Here is a 17,162-nt window from a genome sequence, read left to right on the forward strand (position 1 = left end):
CGGCGACAGAACGGCGGACGGCCGCGCGCGTGTGCCGCGCGGCCGTCCGCCGTTCTGTCGCCGGGTCGGCGCAGGTGTAGCTCAGGAGGCCGGCGGGGGCGTGTTCGGCGGTGTGAAGGTGTCGCCGCCCCCCGCTGAGCCGTCCTTGTGCGCGAGCCGGTCCATGGCGCCCTTGGCCTTGCCGGTGCCCGTGTGGATCCTGTCGCTGTACTTGCCCTTGGTCTTCTCGTCGACGACGTGCGCGGCCTTGTCGATGCCGTGCTGGACCTTGTCCCCGTGCTGGAGCGCGAGGTCCGAGACCTTGCCTCTGGCCGGGGTGAGCTTGGCCTTCAAACTGTCCAAGAGACCCATGGGTCACCTTCCTCGCGGGTTCCTCACGTGCGGGCGCCGTCGTCCGCCGCGCTGTCTGCGGCCTCCTCGGCGGACTGCTGCCGGGGGATTCCGACGCCGTCGCCGGCGGCCGCTTCCGTCTCGCTCTCCGGTTCCGGCCCCGTCTTCGACCCGGCCGTCGGCTCGGTCCCCGTCCCGGGCTCGGTCTCCGTCCGGGGCTCGGCCTCCGTCCGGGGCTCGGCCTCGGCGGCAGGGCCGTCGGCCCCGGCACCTTCGGGCTGCGGCGCCGGGGAGACCTCGGCCGACTGCTCCGCCTCATCGGCGGTCGTCGCCTCCTCCGCCGCTGCGCCCTCCGCCGTCGCCTCCTCCGAGTCCTTCGACCTTCCGAAAAGTCGCTCCAAAAAGCCCATATCCACTCCATACGGTACTCGTGCGGGCGAAATCCCGCGTCGGCCGGTGCGCCCGTTCGCGCGACCGGAGGCCGCCGCTCCCGCGAGGGCGACGGGAATCCCGCAACGGGGAACGACGCCGCACGGGCCCCGTCACGTAACTCGTTCGAGGGTGGGCGCGGACGTTTGCGAGACTGGTGGCGTGAGCAGCGCACCCCCCGCCCCCCGCGTCATCGCCGTCGTCGGACCGACCGCGGCCGGAAAGTCCGATCTGGGCGTCTTCCTGGCCCAGCGGCTCGGCGGCGAGGTCGTCAACGCCGACTCCATGCAGCTCTACCGAGGGATGGACATCGGCACCGCCAAACTGACGGCCGAGGAGCGCGGCGGCGTCCCGCACCACCTCCTGGACGTCTGGGACGTCACGGTCACCGCGTCCGTCGCCGAGTACCAGCGGCTGGCGCGGGAGCACATCGACGCCCTGCTCGCGGCGGGCAGGTGGCCGATTCTGGTCGGCGGCTCCGGCCTGTACGTCCGCGGCGCCGTCGACAACCTGGAGTTCCCCGGCACCGACCCCGAGGTCCGCGCCCGGCTGGAGGAGGAGCTCACCTTGCGCGGCTCGGGAGCCCTGCACGCCCGGCTGGCCGCGGCCGACCCCGAGGCCGCGCAGGCGATCCTGCCCGGGAACGGCCGCCGTATCGTCCGGGCCCTCGAGGTGATCGAGATCACCGGCAAGCCCTTCACCGCCAATCTGCCCGGACACGACTCGGTCTACGACACCGTCCAGATCGGCGTGGACGTGGCGCGCCCGGAACTCGACGCACGCATCGCCCGCCGCGTCGACCGGATGTGGGACGCGGGACTCGTGGAGGAGGTCCGCGCGCTGGAGGCCCAGGGCCTGCGCGCGGGCCGTACGGCCTCACGCGCGCTCGGCTATCAGCAGGTCCTCACGGCCCTGAACGGCGAGTGCACGCAGGACGAGGCGCGCGCGGAGACCGTGCGTGCCACCAAGCGCTTCGCGCGCCGTCAGGATTCGTGGTTCAGGCGCGATCCGCGGGTGCACTGGTTGAGTGGGGCTGCGGCTGATCTCACAGAACTTCCGGAGTCCGCACTGGCGTTCGTGGAGCGACCGGTCACAGCCTGATCACGTCATTGCATCGGGACGCCCAGGCCGTCATCCAGGCCTCCCGCGCCGTGCCATCATCGAGCTTCGATCGACCAAGTGGAGTCCGAGTTGGGAGGGCGCGTGGCGATGGAGGCCGGCCCTCGCGACACCGCACAAGGCACCGAACCCCTCACCACCGAGCGTGGTGAAACGGAGCCGGAGGAAGGCCGTCTGAGCCCCGATGGGCCGGACGAGGACGACACCCGGGACGGCGTGAGCGACGACGGTCCCGAGCCCGAGGAGATGTTCGCGAGCGGCCCCGAGGTGGAGGTCGAGCTGCGCCCGCAGCGCCGACTGCGGATCTGGCAGCTCGCGCCCATCGTGGCCCTGGCCGCCATCGGCTCCCTGATGTTCGCCTTCCCGCTCGCCTTCGACTTCGGCGACAGCGGCGCCATGATCGCCATGCTCGGGCTGCTGATCTGCTTCTGCGCGGCCGGATGGGGCATGACGGCCTCTCGCCGCGTCGGTTACACGTGGCCCGGGCTGCCCCCGCGCGGCTCCGGACGCAGACCCGACTGGCGGGTCGCCCTCGCCTACGTCGTGATGGTCGCGGCGGTCGTGGCGCTGGCCGTCTGGCGGGTCGCCAGGCTGCGCTGAGCCTGCCGCGCGCCACGCCGTACGATCGAGGAATGAGCACCCGGATCGCCTTCCTCAAGGGGCACGGCACCGAGAACGACTTCGTGATCGTCCCGGACCCCGAGAACGCCGTAGACCTCTCCCCGGCCCACGTCGCCGCCCTGTGCGACCGCCGCGCGGGCATCGGCGGAGACGGGGTGCTGCACGTCGTGCGGTCCGCGGCGCATCCCGAGGCCGGGCACATGGCCGCCGAGGCGGAGTGGTTCATGGACTACCGCAACGGCGACGGCTCGATCGCCGAGATGTGCGGAAACGGCGTCCGCGTCTTCGCGCGCTACCTCCAGTACGCCGGACTCGTCACCGACGGCGACCTCGCGGTCGCCACGCGCGGGGGCGTGAAGCGCGTGCACCTCGCCAAGGACGGCGACGTCACGGTCGGCATGGGCCGGGCCCGCCTTCCCGAGGGCGACGTCACGGTGAGTGTCGGGGAGCGCAGCTGGCCCGCGCGCAACGTGAACATGGGCAACCCGCACGCCGTCGCCTTCGTGGACGACCTCGCACACGCCGGCGCCCTGCTCTCCCCGCCGCCCTTCAGCCCCGCCGCCGCCTATCCGGACGGGGTCAACGTCGAGTTCGTCGTGGACCGCGGCCCGCGGCACGTCGCCCTCCGCGTGCACGAGCGCGGCTCCGGCGAGACCCGCTCGTGCGGCACGGGCGCGTGCGCCGTCGCCGTGGCCGCCGCACGCAGGGACGGCGCCGACCCGGCGGTCACCGGAACACCCGTCACGTACACGGTCGACCTTCCGGGCGGACGTCTGGTGATCACCGAGCGACCCGACGGCGAGATCGAGATGACCGGGCCGGCCGTGATCGTCGCCACAGGAGAGATCGATGCCGAGTGGCTGGAAACAGCCCTTCGCTGACGCTGCCGAGGCTTCGTATCGGAGGCGAGGCACGGCCCGGAGCAACCATCGGGGCCCTCCCCGCCCTGATCACGGGATGTGAATGCCTGATCGACCGCAACCGAGGTGGCTCGAAACCGTAAACGTGCTGTCCGTCGCTCGAATGGGTGATCCGTTTCACGCTCGGCGAGAGGCGGTCGGTCGCGCGTGATGGGCTCGGTAGCATCAAGCACCGGCCCGGACGGGGGACCGTTCAACCAGTCCCCTGAGCCGTGTCCGCCCTGGGACACCCCGTCCGCCGGTCGACGCAGCCGGAGGTGCCCATGAGTGCGGAGGCCACGAACCCTGCGACCCCAGGCCCGGTAACCCCGGCCACGCCCCGCAGGCGCAGCCTTCCCCGGATCGACCTGCGCCGCCTGGGCCGGGCCGCGCTGCTCGGCTCCGCCTCCCGCGGCCGGCTGCCCGACGCGATCAGCCATGTCGTGGAAGTCCATCGCGCGCACCACCCCGACGCCGACCTCGAACCCCTGCACCGCGCCTATGTGCTCGCCGAGTCCTCGCACCGCGGGCAGATGCGCAAGAGCGGCGAGCCCTACATCACACACCCCCTCGCGGTGACGCTGATCCTCGCCGAACTCGGCGCGGAGACCACCGCCTTGACGGCCTCGCTGCTCCACGACACCGTCGAGGACACGGATGTGACGCTCGATCAGGTCGGCGAGGAGTTCGGCGCCGAGGTGCGCTATCTCGTCGACGGCGTCACGAAGTTGGAGAAGGTCGACTACGGCGCGGCCGCCGAACCCGAGACGTTCCGCAAGATGCTCGTCGCCACCGGCAACGACGTCCGCGTGATGTCGATCAAACTCGCCGACCGGCTGCACAACATGCGCACCCTCGGCGTGATGCGCCCCGAGAAACAGGCGCGCATCGCCAAGGTGACCCGCGACGTCCTCATCCCGCTCGCCGAACGCCTGGGCGTCCAGGCCCTCAAGACGGAGCTGGAAGACCTCGTCTTCGCGATCCTGCACCCCGAGGAGTACGCGCACACCCGCGAGCTGATCGCCGGCAACGCGGCGCAGGAGACCGACCCGCTCGCCGAGTTCGCCGACGTGATGCGCACGGTGCTGCGCGAGGCCGGCATCCAGGCCGAAGTCCTCATCCGGCCGCGGCACTTCGTCTCCGTCCACCGGGTCTCCCGCAAACGCGGCCGGCTGCGGGGCTGCGACTTCGGCCGGCTGCTGGTGCTGGTGAACGAGGACGCCGACTGCTACGCCGTGCTGGGCGAACTGCACACCTGTATGACGCCGGTCGTCTCGGAGTTCAAGGACTTCATCGCGGTTCCCAAGTTCAACCTGTACCAGTCGCTGCACACCGCGGTGGCCCGCGAGGACGGCCAGGTCGCGGAAGTCCTCATCCGCACGCACCAGATGCACAAGGTCGCCGAGGCCGGCGTCATCGCGCTCGGCAACCCCTACACGGCCTCCGCGGACGAACAGAGCGGCCAGGGCGCGCCCGCGGACGGGGAGCGCGTCGACCCCACCCGGCCCGGCTGGCTCTCCCGCCTCCTGGACTGGCAGGAGGCCGCGTCCGATCCCGACACCTTCTGGTCGACCCTGCGCGAGGACCTCGCCCAGGACCGCGAGATCACCGTCTACCGTCCCGACGGCGGCGCCCTCGGTCTGCCCGAGGGAGCGACCTGCGTGGACGCCGCCTACGCGCAGTACGGCGAAGACGCCCACGCCTGCATCGGCGCCCGGGTGAACGGCCGGCTGGCGACGCTCAGCACCGTCCTGCGGGACGGCGACACCGTCCAGCTCCTCATGGGCCAGGACCCCGCCTCGGAGCCCTCCCGGGAGTGGCTGGAGCACGCCCACACCCCCGCCGCCCGGATCGCCATCCAGCGCTGGCTGACGACGCACCCGGCGCCCGCCGAGGACGCGGCCGCCGAACCCGCCGCCGGGCCCGCCGGGACCGCACCGCCGGCCCGTCGGTCCGCGGCCGACACCGCCCCGGCGGACCCGTCCGCGCCGCGCCCCGGAGCCGCGATCACCGTCGTCGACCGGCCCGACGCGACCGTCCGGCTCGCGGGGTGCTGCACGCCCGTGCCGCTCGACGAGGTCACCGGCTTCTCGGTACGCGGGGGAGTGGTGACCGTGCACCGCGTCGAGTGCGCCGCCGTGGCGCGCATGGCGGAGGCGGGGCGCGAGGAGGTCGCCGTGCGCTGGGGCGACACCACCGGATGCCGGGTCACCCTGGTCGCCGAGTCGTTCGGACGCCCCCACCTGCTCGCCGACCTCACCGAGGCCATGGCGCTCGAGGGCGCCGAGATCGTCTCCGCCACGGTCGAGCCGCCGAGCCAGCAGCGGGTACGTCACACCTACACCGTCCAACTGCCCGACGCGGCCCACCTGCCCGCCCTGCTGCGGGCCATGCGCAACGTGCCCGGCGTGTACGACGTGGGGCGCGCGCAGCACCACGCCGCGGCCTCCTCCGTGACGAGGTAGGTCTGCCCACGCGCGCGTGAGCCACCCGTTCGGGTGGGCCGGGCGCGCGTCGCCGACGCGGCACCCCCGCCCGCTGGTAGCGGTGGTGCATGCTGCCAACCCCCCGCGCCCGGCTGAAGTCCGCGCTGCAGACCCCCCGCGCCCGGCTGAAGTCCGCGCTGCTCGCCTCGGCCGTCTCCGTCTGCCTCGTCGCCGCGGGCGCGCCTGCGGCCCCGCTCGGCGTCGGCGACCGCCTCTTCCCGAACCTGGGCAACCCCGGCTACGACGTCGCGTCGTACGACCTGTCCTTCACCTACTCCGGCGCCAACGACAAGCCGCTCCAGGCCGTCACCGTCATCAACGCCTGGACCACCGCCGCCCTGGACCGGATCAACCTCGACTTCGCGCACGGCAAGGTCGACTCGGTCGAGGTGGACGGCAGGCCGGCCGCCTTCACCGGTGTGGACGACGACCTGGTGATCACTCCGCGGGACGCGCTCGTCCCGGGGAGCTGGATGCGCGTCACCGTGCGGCACACCAGCGATCCCGTGATGAGCGGCGACCGCGACGGCGGCTGGGTCAGGACCGCGGACGGCCTCGCCATGGCCAACCAGGCGGACGCCGCGCACCTCGTCTTCCCGTGCAACGACCACCCCTCCGACAAGGCCATGTTCACCATCCGGGTGACCGCGCCGGACGCCTACACGGCCGTCGCCAACGGGCTGCCCGCCGGCGTGGAGAAGGCCGGCGGGACGACCACCTGGACGTACCGCGGTCAGCACCCCATGGCGACCGAGCTCGCCCAGGTGTCCGTGGGCCGCTCCACCGTCGTGCACCGCGAGGGGCCGCACGCGCTGCCGCTGCGGGACGTCGTGCCCACCAAGGACCGCGCCCTCCTCGAGCCCTGGCTGAAGAAGACCCCCGAACAGATCGCGTGGCTGGAGCGCAGGGTCGGCCCCTACCCCTTCGAGACCTACGGTCTGCTCATGGCCGACGCCTCCACCGGGTTCGAACTCGAGACGCAGACCCTGTCCCTCTTCGAGAAGGACCTCTTCACCCAGCCCGCCTACCCCAAGTGGTACGTCGAGTCGATCATGGTCCATGAGCTGGCCCACCAGTGGTTCGGCGACAGTGTCTCGCCGCGCACCTGGTCGGACCTGTGGCTGAACGAGGGACACGCCACCTGGTACGAGGCGCTGTACGCGGAGGAGAAGTCGGGCCGCACCCTGGACGCGCGCATGAAGGCCGCCTACGGCGCCTCCGACCGCTGGCGCGCCGCGGGAGGACCGCCCGCCCTGCCCAAGGCGCCGACGGCCGGCCAGAAGATCAGCATCTTCCGCCCCAACGTGTACGACGGCGCCGCACTCGTCCTGTACGCACTGCGCCAGGAGATCGGGCGGGCCGCGTTCGAGCACCTGGAGCGCGCCTGGACGCACAACCACGGGGACTCGACGGCGAGCACGGCAGACTTCGCCCGCCTCGCCGAGAACGTCTCCGGACGCGACCTGACCCCGTTCTTCACGGAGTGGCTCTACGGCGAGAAGACCCCGCCGATGCCGGGCCACCCGGACTGGAAGGCGACGGCGCCGGTGGTGAAGACTCCGGTCGTGAAGAACCCGGCCGGGAACGCACCGAAGCCCGCTCCGCAGGCCCCGCCCGCCGCGAAATAAGGCCGTGACGAGACGGGCCGTGCCGTGCGACCATCGTCAGGTCGCCGCGGCACGGGACACGGGAATCTCCCGGACCCCTCGTGCGTTGTGCAGCGTGTAGGACGCCGACTCGGCATCTGTCAACGACGTAAGGATCCAATGACCTCCTCTTCTTCCTTTTCCCAGGACACCCAGCGCATGGCGCACGCCTACCCCGAAGGTCTTCGGGCCGATGCCCTGATGGAAGAGGACGTCGCCTGGAGTCACGAGATCGACGGAGACCGGGACGGCGAACAGTTCGACCGTTCCGAGCGCGCGGCACTGCGCCGCGTGGCAGGCCTCTCCACCGAGCTCGAGGACGTCACCGAGGTCGAGTACCGCCAGCTCCGTCTGGAGCGGGTCGTGCTCGTGGGCGTCTGGACCACGGGAAGCGCGCAGGACGCGGACAACTCCCTCGCGGAGCTGGCCGCCCTCGCGGAGACCGCGGGCGCGCTCGTGCTCGACGGCGTCATCCAGCGCCGTGACAAGCCCGACGCGGCCACCTACATCGGCTCCGGCAAGGCGAACGAGCTGCGCGACATCGTGCTCGAGACGGGTGCCGACACCGTCATCTGCGACGGTGAGCTCAGCCCGGGCCAGCTCATCCACCTCGAGGACGTCGTCAAGGTCAAGGTCATCGACCGTACGGCCCTGATCCTCGACATCTTCGCCCAGCACGCCAAGTCCCGAGAGGGCAAGGCGCAGGTCGCGCTCGCGCAGATGCAGTACATGCTGCCGAGGCTGCGCGGCTGGGGTCAGTCGCTGTCCCGTCAGATGGGCGGCGGCAAGGGCGGCGGTCTCGCCACCCGCGGTCCCGGTGAGACCAAGATCGAGACGGACCGGCGGCGGATCCGCGAGAAGATGGCGAAGATGCGCCGGGAGATCGCGGAGATGAAGACCGGCCGCGAGATCAAGCGCCAGGAGCGCAAGCGTCACAAGGTGCCGTCCGTCGCCATCGCGGGCTACACCAACGCGGGCAAGTCCTCCCTGCTCAACCGCCTCACGGGCGCGGGCGTCCTGGTCGAGAACGCCCTGTTCGCGACCCTGGACCCGACCGTGCGCCGGGCCGAGACGCCCAGCGGCCGCCTGTACACCCTGGCGGACACCGTCGGATTCGTCCGGCACCTGCCGCACCACCTGGTCGAGGCGTTCCGCTCCACCATGGAGGAGGTCGGTGAGTCCGACCTGATCCTGCACGTGGTGGACGGCTCGCACCCGAACCCGGAGGAGCAGCTGGCGGCGGTGCGCGAGGTGGTCCGGGACGTCGGCGCCACCGGCGTGCCCGAGATCGTCGTCATCAACAAGGCGGACGCGGCCGACCCGCTGACGCTGCAGCGGCTGATGAGGGTCGAGAAGCGCTCCATCGCGGTCTCCGCCCGCACCGGCCAGGGCATCGAGGAACTGCTCGCGCTGATCGACAGCGAGCTCCCGAGGCCGTCCGTGGAGGTCGAGGCGCTCGTGCCCTACACCCACGGCAAGCTGGTCGCCCGTGCCCACGACGAGGGCGAGGTGATCTCCGCGGAGCACACGGCGGAGGGCACCCTGCTCAAGGCGCGGGTGCACGAGGAGCTGGCGGCGGAACTCGCGCCCTACGTGCCGGCGCCGGCCGCCTGAGCCGTCGTCCTGGTCCGCTGAACGCGCGATGGCCCGCCCCCCGCGGCAAGCGGGGGGCGGGCCATCGCGCGTGCGTGCGGCCGAGCGCCGCCGTCGGTCCTGGCTACCGGTTGGCGAACTTCTTGCTCACCGAGTCGTACACGCCCTTGGCCACGTCGTTCAGCCGCGGGCCCGCGAGCCAGCCGGCGCGCACCGGGCCGATCGAGGTGTTCGACACCAGCGCGGGCTTTCCGTCCGAGCCCGTGGCGACCCAGCCGCCGCCCGAGGCGCCGCCGGTCATCGTGCAGCCGATGCGGTACATCGTCGGGTCCGCGGTGCTCAGCGAGAACCGTCCCGGCTTGTCCTTGCACTGGTAGAGCTTCTGCCCGTCGTAGGGCGCCGCCGCCGGGTAGCCGGTCGCGGTGATGCGACCCACCTTCGGCACCGCCGGGGCCTTGAAGTCCACCGGGAGCGCCGAACCGACCGTCTCCTCCAGGGATTTGCCGGAACCGCCCTCCTCCGGCGTCACATGGATGACGGCGTAGTCGTAGGAGGCGCCGTCACCGCCGTTCTGGCCGCCCTGGGCGATCCACTGGTCGGAGGTCTGCGCCCAGTCCCCCCACCACACACCGTAGGGAGCCGCCTCCTCCTTGGTCGCCGACTCCATCCGCGCGGCCGACTTGCCCGAGTCGTTGTACGACGGGACGAACGCGATGTTCCGGTACCAGCCGCCCTTCTTGCCGGCGTGCACACAGTGACCCGCCGTCCAGACCAGGTTGGACTTTCCCGGGTGGGCCGGATCCTGCACGACGGTCGCCGAGCAGACCATCGTCCCCTCGGGGGAGTCGAAGAACACCTTGCCCGCCTGGGGTGCGTTGGCGTGGTACGCGGGGGACACCGCCTTCGCCTCCACCGCCGCCGGCGTCGGGTCGGTCACCCCCTGGTCGCCGGAGAGGTCGCTGTCGTCGACCCCGCGGTCCGGGTCCTCGGCCTCCCGCATCCGGTCCGGGTCCCACAGCCCCTTGATGATCGGGTTGACGTAGTCCTGCGCCTCGCGCAGCCAGTCGTCCCTGTCCCAGTTCTTCCAGGCGCCGTTCTTCCACTTGTCGAGATCGATCCCGTGCTCTTTGAGCCGGTCCTTGATGTCGTCCGGGATCGTGATCTTCCCGTCGTCCGTGGCCGACGCCGAGGCGCTCGCCTGACCGCTCGCGTCGGCGTCGCCCGAATCGCAGGCGGTCGCGGTGAGCGCGAGCACCGAGGCGAGGGCGAGCGCGCTCAGCACGGGGGAGGTTCTGCGACGCGCGTTCCTCCCCCGGCGAGCGGTGGACGACGGCCGTATGGATCGCATGCTGGTACTCCCCCTGCTGTCAACGAACGTGAAACTCCGGCCGTCCCGCAGAGCGAACCCGGCGGAACGCGGTCGAACTCGACCCGACGTGGCTGTACTCCGTCGAGTCGGTTCAACCCGACCGAACGCAAGCGAACTCGGTCACGCCCCGTCGAACTCATGGTGATCTCACGTCGAGTTCAAGCGGGACTCACGACCGGGTGCGATGCCACCACACGATATGCGGTCGCTGTGGGGGACTTCCGACGGAACGGCAACTGTTCGGTCACAGCGGGGATCTTGAGGCAACCCGTAACCGCTCGACGCGCCCGGGGTTGTAGCGACAGGGGCTGCTGTGGCGCCCGCCGCTGAACTGCGGGTCGGCAGGGAGCGCGGCCGTGGCCGAGCCGGCGCCCCAGGACGTCCGTGAGCGAGCCGGTGGGCCGGGCCGTGTCACCGGCCCGGCCCGCACAGCCGCCTTCATCACCAGGAGCGACCTTGACCACCGCCCCCCAGTCCACCGCCGATCTCCTGGATCACCCCGATCCGCACACGGCGGCCCAGGCCGCCGCCGTGGAGAACCTGCTGCGCTGCTGGGTGCGCGAGGCCGGCCTGTCCGCACCCGCCGACGGCTTCCTCCGGGTGCCGCTGCCCGCCAGCGGGGTCGCGCTGCTGGCACCCGTCCTCTACTGGTCGCCGACGGGCATGCACCGCTTCGGCCTGCCCCGCCTGGCGGGCGCGCCCGAGCACACCCCGCCCGTGGACGCCGTGATGGTCGCCGCCCTGCTGGCCCGCGAGGCCACCCCGGCCTACGGCCGGACCGGCCCGCCCCGCGACGGCGGCGAAGCCCGGCAGGTCACCGCCGACGGCGAAGGCGCCGACCTCGTGGCACGCGTCGCCGACTCCGTCCGCCGCACAGCCGCCTTCATCGGCGAGCGCCGGGAACGCCCCGCCGACGCTCCCGACCTGTTCCTCGCCGCCGAGCAGGCGCTGGTGCTCGGGCATCCGCTGCACCCGACCCCGAAGAGCCGCGAAGGGCTCTCGGACGGTGACGCGCGCCTGTACTCGCCCGAGGCACGCGGCGCGTTCCCCCTGCACTGGCTCGCCGTCGCCCCGTCCGTGCTGGCCACCGACTCCGCCTGGACCGAGGGCGGCCGCCCCGTCCCCGCCGCCGTGCTGACGGCCCGGCTCGCCGGCCCCGGCCTGCCGCTGCCCGACGGCTTCGCGGCCCTGCCGATGCATCCCTGGCAACTGCGTGAAGCGCTTCGCCGCCCGGAGATCCGGGCACTCCTCGACGCCGGACTGCTCCGGGACCTCGGCGCCCACGGCCTGCCCTGGCACCCGACCTCCTCCGTGCGCACCGTCCATCGCTCCGGCGCCGCCGCGATGCTCAAACTGTCTCTGGGAGTGCGCATCACCAACTCCCGGCGCGAGAACCTCCGCAAGGAACTCCACCGCGGTGTCGAGGTGCACCGACTGCTGCGCGCCGGCCTGGCCGGCCGGTGGCGGGCCGCGCACCCCGGCTTCGACATCGTCCGGGACCCGGCCTGGCTCGCCGTCGACGGCCCGGACGGCCTCCCGCTGACGGGGCTCGACGTGGTGATCCGCCACAACCCGTTCGCCCCGGCGGACGACGTCGCCTGCCTCGCCGGTCTCGTCGCACCCCGACCGCACGGCCCGCGGACGGACGCCGCCGCGACCACCCCGGACCCGGCCGCCGTCCCCCGCTCCCGGCTGGCCTCGATCGTCCACCGCCTCGCCCGACGGACCGGCCGGACGCCCGGGGCGGTCGCCGCCGAGTGGTTCCTGCGCTACCTGGAACGGGTCGTCCGTCCCGTCCTGTGGCTCGACGGCGAGGCGGGGATCGCGCTGGAGGCGCACCAGCAGAACACCCTTCTCCTGCTGGACGCCGACGGCTGGCCCACGGGGGGCCGCTACCGCGACAACCAGGGCTACTACTTCCGCGAGTCCCGCCGCGCGGACCTCGCCGCCCGGCTGCCCGGGATCGGCGAGGCCAGCGACACCTTCGTCGCCGACGAGATCACCGACGAGCGCTTCTGCTACTACCTGGGGATCAACAACGTCCTCGGACTCGTCGGCGCGTTCGGCTCGCAGCGGCTCGCCCACGAACGACTGCTGCTCGCCGCCTTCCGGCGCTTCCTCGCGGACGCCGCCCGCGGCCCGGGCCGGCTGCGCAGTTCGCTGCCCGCGCGGCTGCTGGACTCGCGCGTCCTGCGCTGCAAGGCCAATCTCCTCACCCGGCTGCACGGCCTCGACGAACTCGTCGGACCGGTGGACACCCAGTCCGTCTACGTCACCGTCCCCAATCCCCTGCGCCCCTGAACCGGGCGCCCGCCTGCCGCTCGCCGTCGCCTGCCGTGCGTCCGCCTGAGAGGAGCCCGCCGTGCGGTCCGTCGACACCGGAACCGGAACCGGAGCCGGAGCCCGCCCCGCGCGCGCCCCCGTCCCCGCCTTCCGGGTCGGTGACTGGGAGGCGGCCCGGACGTCGGTGGGCGCGTTCCGACTCGTCCCCGTGCACGTCGAGCGGGACCTGTCGCTCGTCGGCCGGTGGATGAACGACCCCGCTGTCGCGGCCTTCTGGGAACTGGCGGGACCCGAACGCGTCACCGCGCGACACCTGCGCGCACAACTCGCCGCCGACGGGCACAGCGTCCCGTGCCTCGGTGTGCTGGAGGGGCGGCCCATGAGCTACTGGGAGATCTACCGGGCCGATCTCGATCCGCTGGCCGGCCACTACCCGGCCCGGCCGTACGACACCGGGATCCACCTGCTCATCGGCGGTGCCGCCGACCGGGGGCGGGGGCTCGGGAGCCTGCTGCTGCGCGCCGTCGCCGACCTCGTCCTGGCCGGATCGCCCGCCTGTGCCCGAGTGGTCGCCGAGCCCGACCTGCGCAACGTCCCGTCCGTCGCCGCGTTTCTGAGCGCCGGCTTCCGGTTCTTCACCGAGCTGGACCTTCCCGCCAAACGGGCCGCCCTCATGGTCCGGGACCGGAGCCTGCGTGATCTGCTGTGACCCCCTCACCGGCCTTCGGCTGTCCTCAGAGGTCGGGACTGGTCGCCCGTTGGACTTCGACCGGTCACTTCCCGCCCCGGACCGCTCACCTTCGTCCGCCTCACCTTCCCGCAGCGAGAGGCCACCGCCTTGATCCCTTCCCTCCCGTCCGCCTCGAGCGCCCGATTGTCAGTGCCGCGCCGTAGGGTGGTCGCGCTATGACGAAGCCCTCACTCCCCGAACTCCTGCATGCCGCCGTCGCCGCCGTCGGCGGCACGGAGCGCCCCGGCCAGGTGACCATGGCCGAAGCCGTCGCCGAGGCGATCGACGACGGCTCCCATCTGCTGGTCCAGGCCGGCACCGGCACCGGAAAGTCGCTCGGGTACCTCGTGCCCGCGCTCGCCCACGGGGAGCGCGTCGTGGTGGCGACCGCCACGCTGGCCCTGCAGCGCCAGCTCGTGGAGCGGGACCTGCCGCGCACGGTCGAGGCGCTGCACCCGCTGCTGCGCCGCCGCCCGGAGTTCGCCATGCTCAAGGGCAGGTCGAACTACCTGTGTCTGCACCGGCTCCACGAAGGCGTCCCGCAGGACGAGGAGGAAGGCCTCTTCGACCAGTTCGAGGCCGCCGCGCCCACCAGCAAGCTGGGCCAGGACCTGCTGCGGCTGCGGGACTGGTCGGACGAGACAGAGTCCGGCGACCGCGACGACCTGACCCCGGGCGTGTCCGACCGGGCCTGGGCGCAGATCTCGGTCTCCTCCCGGGAGTGCCTGGGCGCGACGAAGTGCGCGTACGGCGCCGAGTGCTTCGCGGAGATGGCCCGCGAGCGCGCCAAACTGGCCGAGGTCGTCGTCACCAACCACGCCCTCCTCGCCATCGACGCCATCGAGGGCGCCCCCGTCCTTCCGCAGCACGAAGTGCTGATCGTCGACGAGGCGCACGAGCTGGTCTCACGGGTCACCGGCGTCGCGACCGGCGAGCTCACCCCCGGCCAGGTCAACCGCGCCGTACGCCGGGCGGCGAAGCTGGTCGACGAGAAGGCCGCCGACCAGCTGCAGACGGCCGCCGAGGGCTTCGAGCGACTGATGGAGCTGGCGCTGCCGGGCCGTCTGGAGGAGATCCCGGAGGACCTCGGCTACGCGCTGATGGCGCTGCGCGACGCCGCGCGGACCGTCATCTCCGCCATCGGATCGACCCGTGACAAGTCCGTCCAGGACGAGGACGCGGTCCGCAAACAGGCGCTGGCCTCGGTCGAGTCGGTGCACGACGTGGCGGAGCGGATCACCAACGGATCCGAGTGGGACGTCGTCTGGTACGAGCGGCACGACCGTTTCGGCGCGTCGCTGCGGGTCGCTCCGATGTCGGTGTCGGGTCTGCTGCGGGAGAAGCTCTTCACCGACCGCTCCGTCACCCTCGCCTCGGCGACGCTGAAGCTGGGCGGAGACTTCAACGGGGTGGGCGCGTCGATGGGGCTGGCCCCGGAGGGCACGGAGGGGGAGGACGTCCCGCAGTGGAAGGGCATCGACGTCGGCTCGCCCTTCGACTACCGCAAGCAGGGCATCCTGTACGTCGCCAGACACCTCGCGCGCCCCGCGCGGGACGGCGACCGCGGCGACATGCTCGACGAGCTGACCGAACTGATCCAGGCTGCAGGCGGCCGCACCCTGGGCCTCTTCTCCTCCATGCGTGCGGCGCAGCTCGCGGCCGAGGAACTGCGCGTGCGCATCCCCGAGTTCCCCATCCTGCTCCAGGGCGAGGAGACGCTCGGCGAGCTGATCAAGAACTTCTCGGCGGATCCGCAGACCTGTCTCTTCGGCACACTGTCGCTGTGGCAGGGCGTCGACGTCCCCGGCCCCAGCTGCCAGCTGGTCGTCATGGACAAGATCCCGTTCCCGCGCCCCGACGACCCCCTCATGAGCGCGCGCCAGAAGGCGGTGGAAGAGGCCGGCGGCAACGGCTTCATGGCCGTGGCGGCCACGCACGCGGCACTGCTCATGGCACAGGGGGCGGGCCGCCTCGTCCGGGCGTCGGGGGACCGCGGGGTCGTCGCCGTCCTGGACCAGCGGCTGGCGACGGCCCGCTACGGCAGCTATCTCAAGGCGTCCCTGCCTGACTTCTGGTACACCACCGACCCCCACCAGGTCCGCAGGTCGCTGGCGGCGATCGACGCGAAGGCGAAGCAGGCGGAGGCAGAGACGGAATAGGCCCTGTTGAACAGGCCCCGACTGGTGAACGCCCGGGCCCTTCGGGGACCCGGGCGCAGCACAGGGCCCCGGAATCGGCGCAGGGATCCCGGGGCCCAGTCAGGGGGACGGGGAAGGCCCGTCCGTCGCCGTGTTCAGACGCGGCGGAGTACGGCCACCACCTTGCCGAGGATCGTCGCGTCGTCGCCGGGGATCGGCTCGTAGGCGGCGTTGTGGGGGAGCAGCCACACATGGCCGTCCTCGCGCTTGAAGCGCTTCACGGTGGCCTCGCCGTCCAGCATCGCGGCCACGATGTCGCCGTTCTCCGCGACGGGCTGGCGGCGTACGGTGACCCAGTCGCCGTCGCAGATCGCGGCTTCGATCATCGAGTCGCCGACGACCTTCAGCACGAACAGCTCGCCGTCGCCGACCAGCTGCCTCGGGAGCGGGAAGACGTCCTCCACCGATTCCTCGGCGAGGATCGGACCGCCGGCGGCGATACGCCCGACCAGCGGGACGTACGACGCGGCGGGCTTGCCGGCGGTGTCCGTGGGCTGCACCGAGGCCGCCTGGTCGGAGCCTCGCACCTCGTACGCGCGCGGGCGGTGCGGGTCACGGCGCAGGAAGCCCTTGCGCTCCAGTGCCATCAGCTGGTGCGCGACCGAGGAGGTGCTGGACAGGCCGACCGCCTGGCCGATCTCCCGCATCGACGGCGGGTAGCCGCGCCGCTGTACGGAATCCCTGATGACCTCGATCACCCGGCGCTGTCGGTCCGTGAGTCCCGAGCTGTCCGCGCGGATGCCTGGAGGTCGGCCCGGCAGGGAACGCTTGTGTCCCTCGGGATTCATGGCTTCGTTCATCGCATGCACCGGCTCGAGTCGGCCCTGGGAGCGGTCCTGGGCAGTGATGGTGGCACTGTCTGCGGTGGTGGTCACGTCGGCCCCTCTCGGTTGTCTCCCTGCTGGACAACGGTAGTGGCTTTCGAAAGGTTGCGCCAAACACACGTTCGAGTGAAAAAGCGCGGATCGCCTGACTTGATCACGTGTCGCGGTGTATGGCTGACGCGGGTTCCCGGCGGATGGGCGAGGTCGTCGTCGCACCCGTTGTTGTAGTCTTCACCGCCGGAGTCGACGACCTTGTGAGGCGCGGCCCCAGTCTGCCATCCGGCCCCCCGTCGATCAGGGACGGGCCCCGCTCTGCGCGAGAGTCCCACCGCTCCTCCTTGTGGCGCTCACGGTATCGCCGCACGGGCCACGGCGATACGGCCACACGCGCGTGACGGCATCGGGTCCGCGCGAGGCCGCGCGTGCGTCCGTGTGTGCGCGCGTGCCCGGCGGGCATGCGGACGGGCGGGCGGACGGCCGGGTTTGTGCAGGCCGTTTCGAGTGCTCGGCGTGACCGTCGAAACGCGTGCGGTGAGATCGTCGACGCGACACGCGATGCGGCCTGGTTGTATGAGCCAATCCCTACATCTAGTGGTTGGATTACGGCAGCGGCCCAGAAGTTGTGGTCCCCGGTG

At 72.1% G+C, this 17,162-nt stretch carries 13 protein-coding genes; 9 read left to right on the plus strand and 4 right to left on the minus strand.

Annotated features, from left to right (window positions below; all coding sequences use genetic code 11):
- Positions 1 to 81: 81 nt before the first annotated feature.
- Both QF032_RS28715 and QF032_RS28720 read right to left on the minus strand, forming a co-directional pair.
- Positions 82 to 351, minus strand: coding sequence for an antitoxin (locus QF032_RS28715; protein ID WP_306948947.1), 270 nt, complete (start codon positions 349 to 351; stop codon positions 82 to 84).
- Between the two features lie 23 nt (positions 352 to 374).
- Positions 375 to 740: a hypothetical protein gene (locus QF032_RS28720; protein ID WP_307058013.1), complete on the minus strand. Its 366-nt coding sequence runs from the start codon at positions 738 to 740 to the stop codon at positions 375 to 377.
- 181 nt (positions 741 to 921) lie between these two features.
- Here QF032_RS28720 and miaA point away from each other — a divergent pair, with 181 nt between their 5' ends.
- The 6 genes from miaA to hflX all read left to right on the plus strand — a co-directional run bounded on the left by miaA (position 922) and on the right by hflX (position 9,144).
- Positions 922 to 1,860: a tRNA (adenosine(37)-N6)-dimethylallyltransferase MiaA gene (gene miaA, locus QF032_RS28725; protein WP_307046448.1), complete on the plus strand. Its 939-nt coding sequence runs from the start codon at positions 922 to 924 to the stop codon at positions 1,858 to 1,860.
- 108 nt (positions 1,861 to 1,968) lie between these two features.
- The gene (locus QF032_RS28730; protein ID WP_307050355.1) at positions 1,969 to 2,478 is read left to right on the plus strand and encodes a hypothetical protein; all 510 of its coding nucleotides are present in this window, start codon (positions 1,969 to 1,971) and stop codon (positions 2,476 to 2,478) included.
- 32 nt (positions 2,479 to 2,510) lie between these two features.
- On the plus strand, positions 2,511 to 3,380 hold the full coding sequence (gene dapF, locus QF032_RS28735; RefSeq protein ID WP_307046450.1) for a diaminopimelate epimerase: 870 nt from the start codon (positions 2,511 to 2,513) through the stop codon (positions 3,378 to 3,380).
- A 302-nt stretch (positions 3,381 to 3,682) separates the two neighbouring features.
- On the plus strand, positions 3,683 to 5,863 hold the full coding sequence (locus tag QF032_RS28740; RefSeq protein WP_307058015.1) for a RelA/SpoT family protein: 2,181 nt from the start codon (positions 3,683 to 3,685) through the stop codon (positions 5,861 to 5,863).
- 89 nt (positions 5,864 to 5,952) lie between these two features.
- Positions 5,953 to 7,512 (plus strand): M1 family metallopeptidase, encoded by a 1,560-nt coding sequence (locus QF032_RS28745; RefSeq protein WP_307058017.1) that lies wholly within the window; start codon positions 5,953 to 5,955, stop codon positions 7,510 to 7,512.
- 138 nt (positions 7,513 to 7,650) lie between these two features.
- A complete protein-coding gene (hflX, locus tag QF032_RS28750) occupies positions 7,651 to 9,144 on the plus strand; it encodes a GTPase HflX (protein WP_306948941.1) in 1,494 nt (497 codons plus the stop codon).
- 103 nt (positions 9,145 to 9,247) lie between these two features.
- Here the strand turns inward: hflX and QF032_RS28755 are convergent, their stop codons facing one another.
- On the minus strand, positions 9,248 to 10,471 hold the full coding sequence (locus QF032_RS28755; protein ID WP_307058019.1) for a trypsin-like serine peptidase: 1,224 nt from the start codon (positions 10,469 to 10,471) through the stop codon (positions 9,248 to 9,250).
- Between the two features lie 429 nt (positions 10,472 to 10,900).
- On the opposite strand from QF032_RS28755, the gene QF032_RS28760 reads away from it, so the two are divergent.
- From QF032_RS28760 to QF032_RS28770, 3 genes are all read left to right on the plus strand, one after another.
- Positions 10,901 to 12,793: an IucA/IucC family protein gene (locus QF032_RS28760; RefSeq protein WP_373430497.1), complete on the plus strand. Its 1,893-nt coding sequence runs from the start codon at positions 10,901 to 10,903 to the stop codon at positions 12,791 to 12,793.
- A gap of 61 nt (positions 12,794 to 12,854) precedes the next feature.
- Positions 12,855 to 13,484 (plus strand): GNAT family N-acetyltransferase, encoded by a 630-nt coding sequence (locus QF032_RS28765; RefSeq protein WP_307058023.1) that lies wholly within the window; start codon positions 12,855 to 12,857, stop codon positions 13,482 to 13,484.
- Positions 13,485 to 13,681: 197 nt separating this feature from the next.
- The gene (locus QF032_RS28770) at positions 13,682 to 15,664 is read left to right on the plus strand and encodes an ATP-dependent DNA helicase (protein ID WP_306948937.1); all 1,983 of its coding nucleotides are present in this window, start codon (positions 13,682 to 13,684) and stop codon (positions 15,662 to 15,664) included.
- Positions 15,665 to 15,798: 134 nt separating this feature from the next.
- On the opposite strand, the gene lexA is transcribed toward QF032_RS28770, so the two are convergent.
- Entirely contained in the window at positions 15,799 to 16,578 is a 780-nt protein-coding gene (lexA, locus tag QF032_RS28775) for a transcriptional repressor LexA (RefSeq protein WP_057575372.1), read from the minus strand.
- Positions 16,579 to 17,162: the final 584 nt, after the last annotated feature.

This window comes from Streptomyces achromogenes (assembly GCF_030816715.1).
GTDB classification, from domain to species: domain Bacteria; phylum Actinomycetota; class Actinomycetes; order Streptomycetales; family Streptomycetaceae; genus Streptomyces; species Streptomyces achromogenes_A.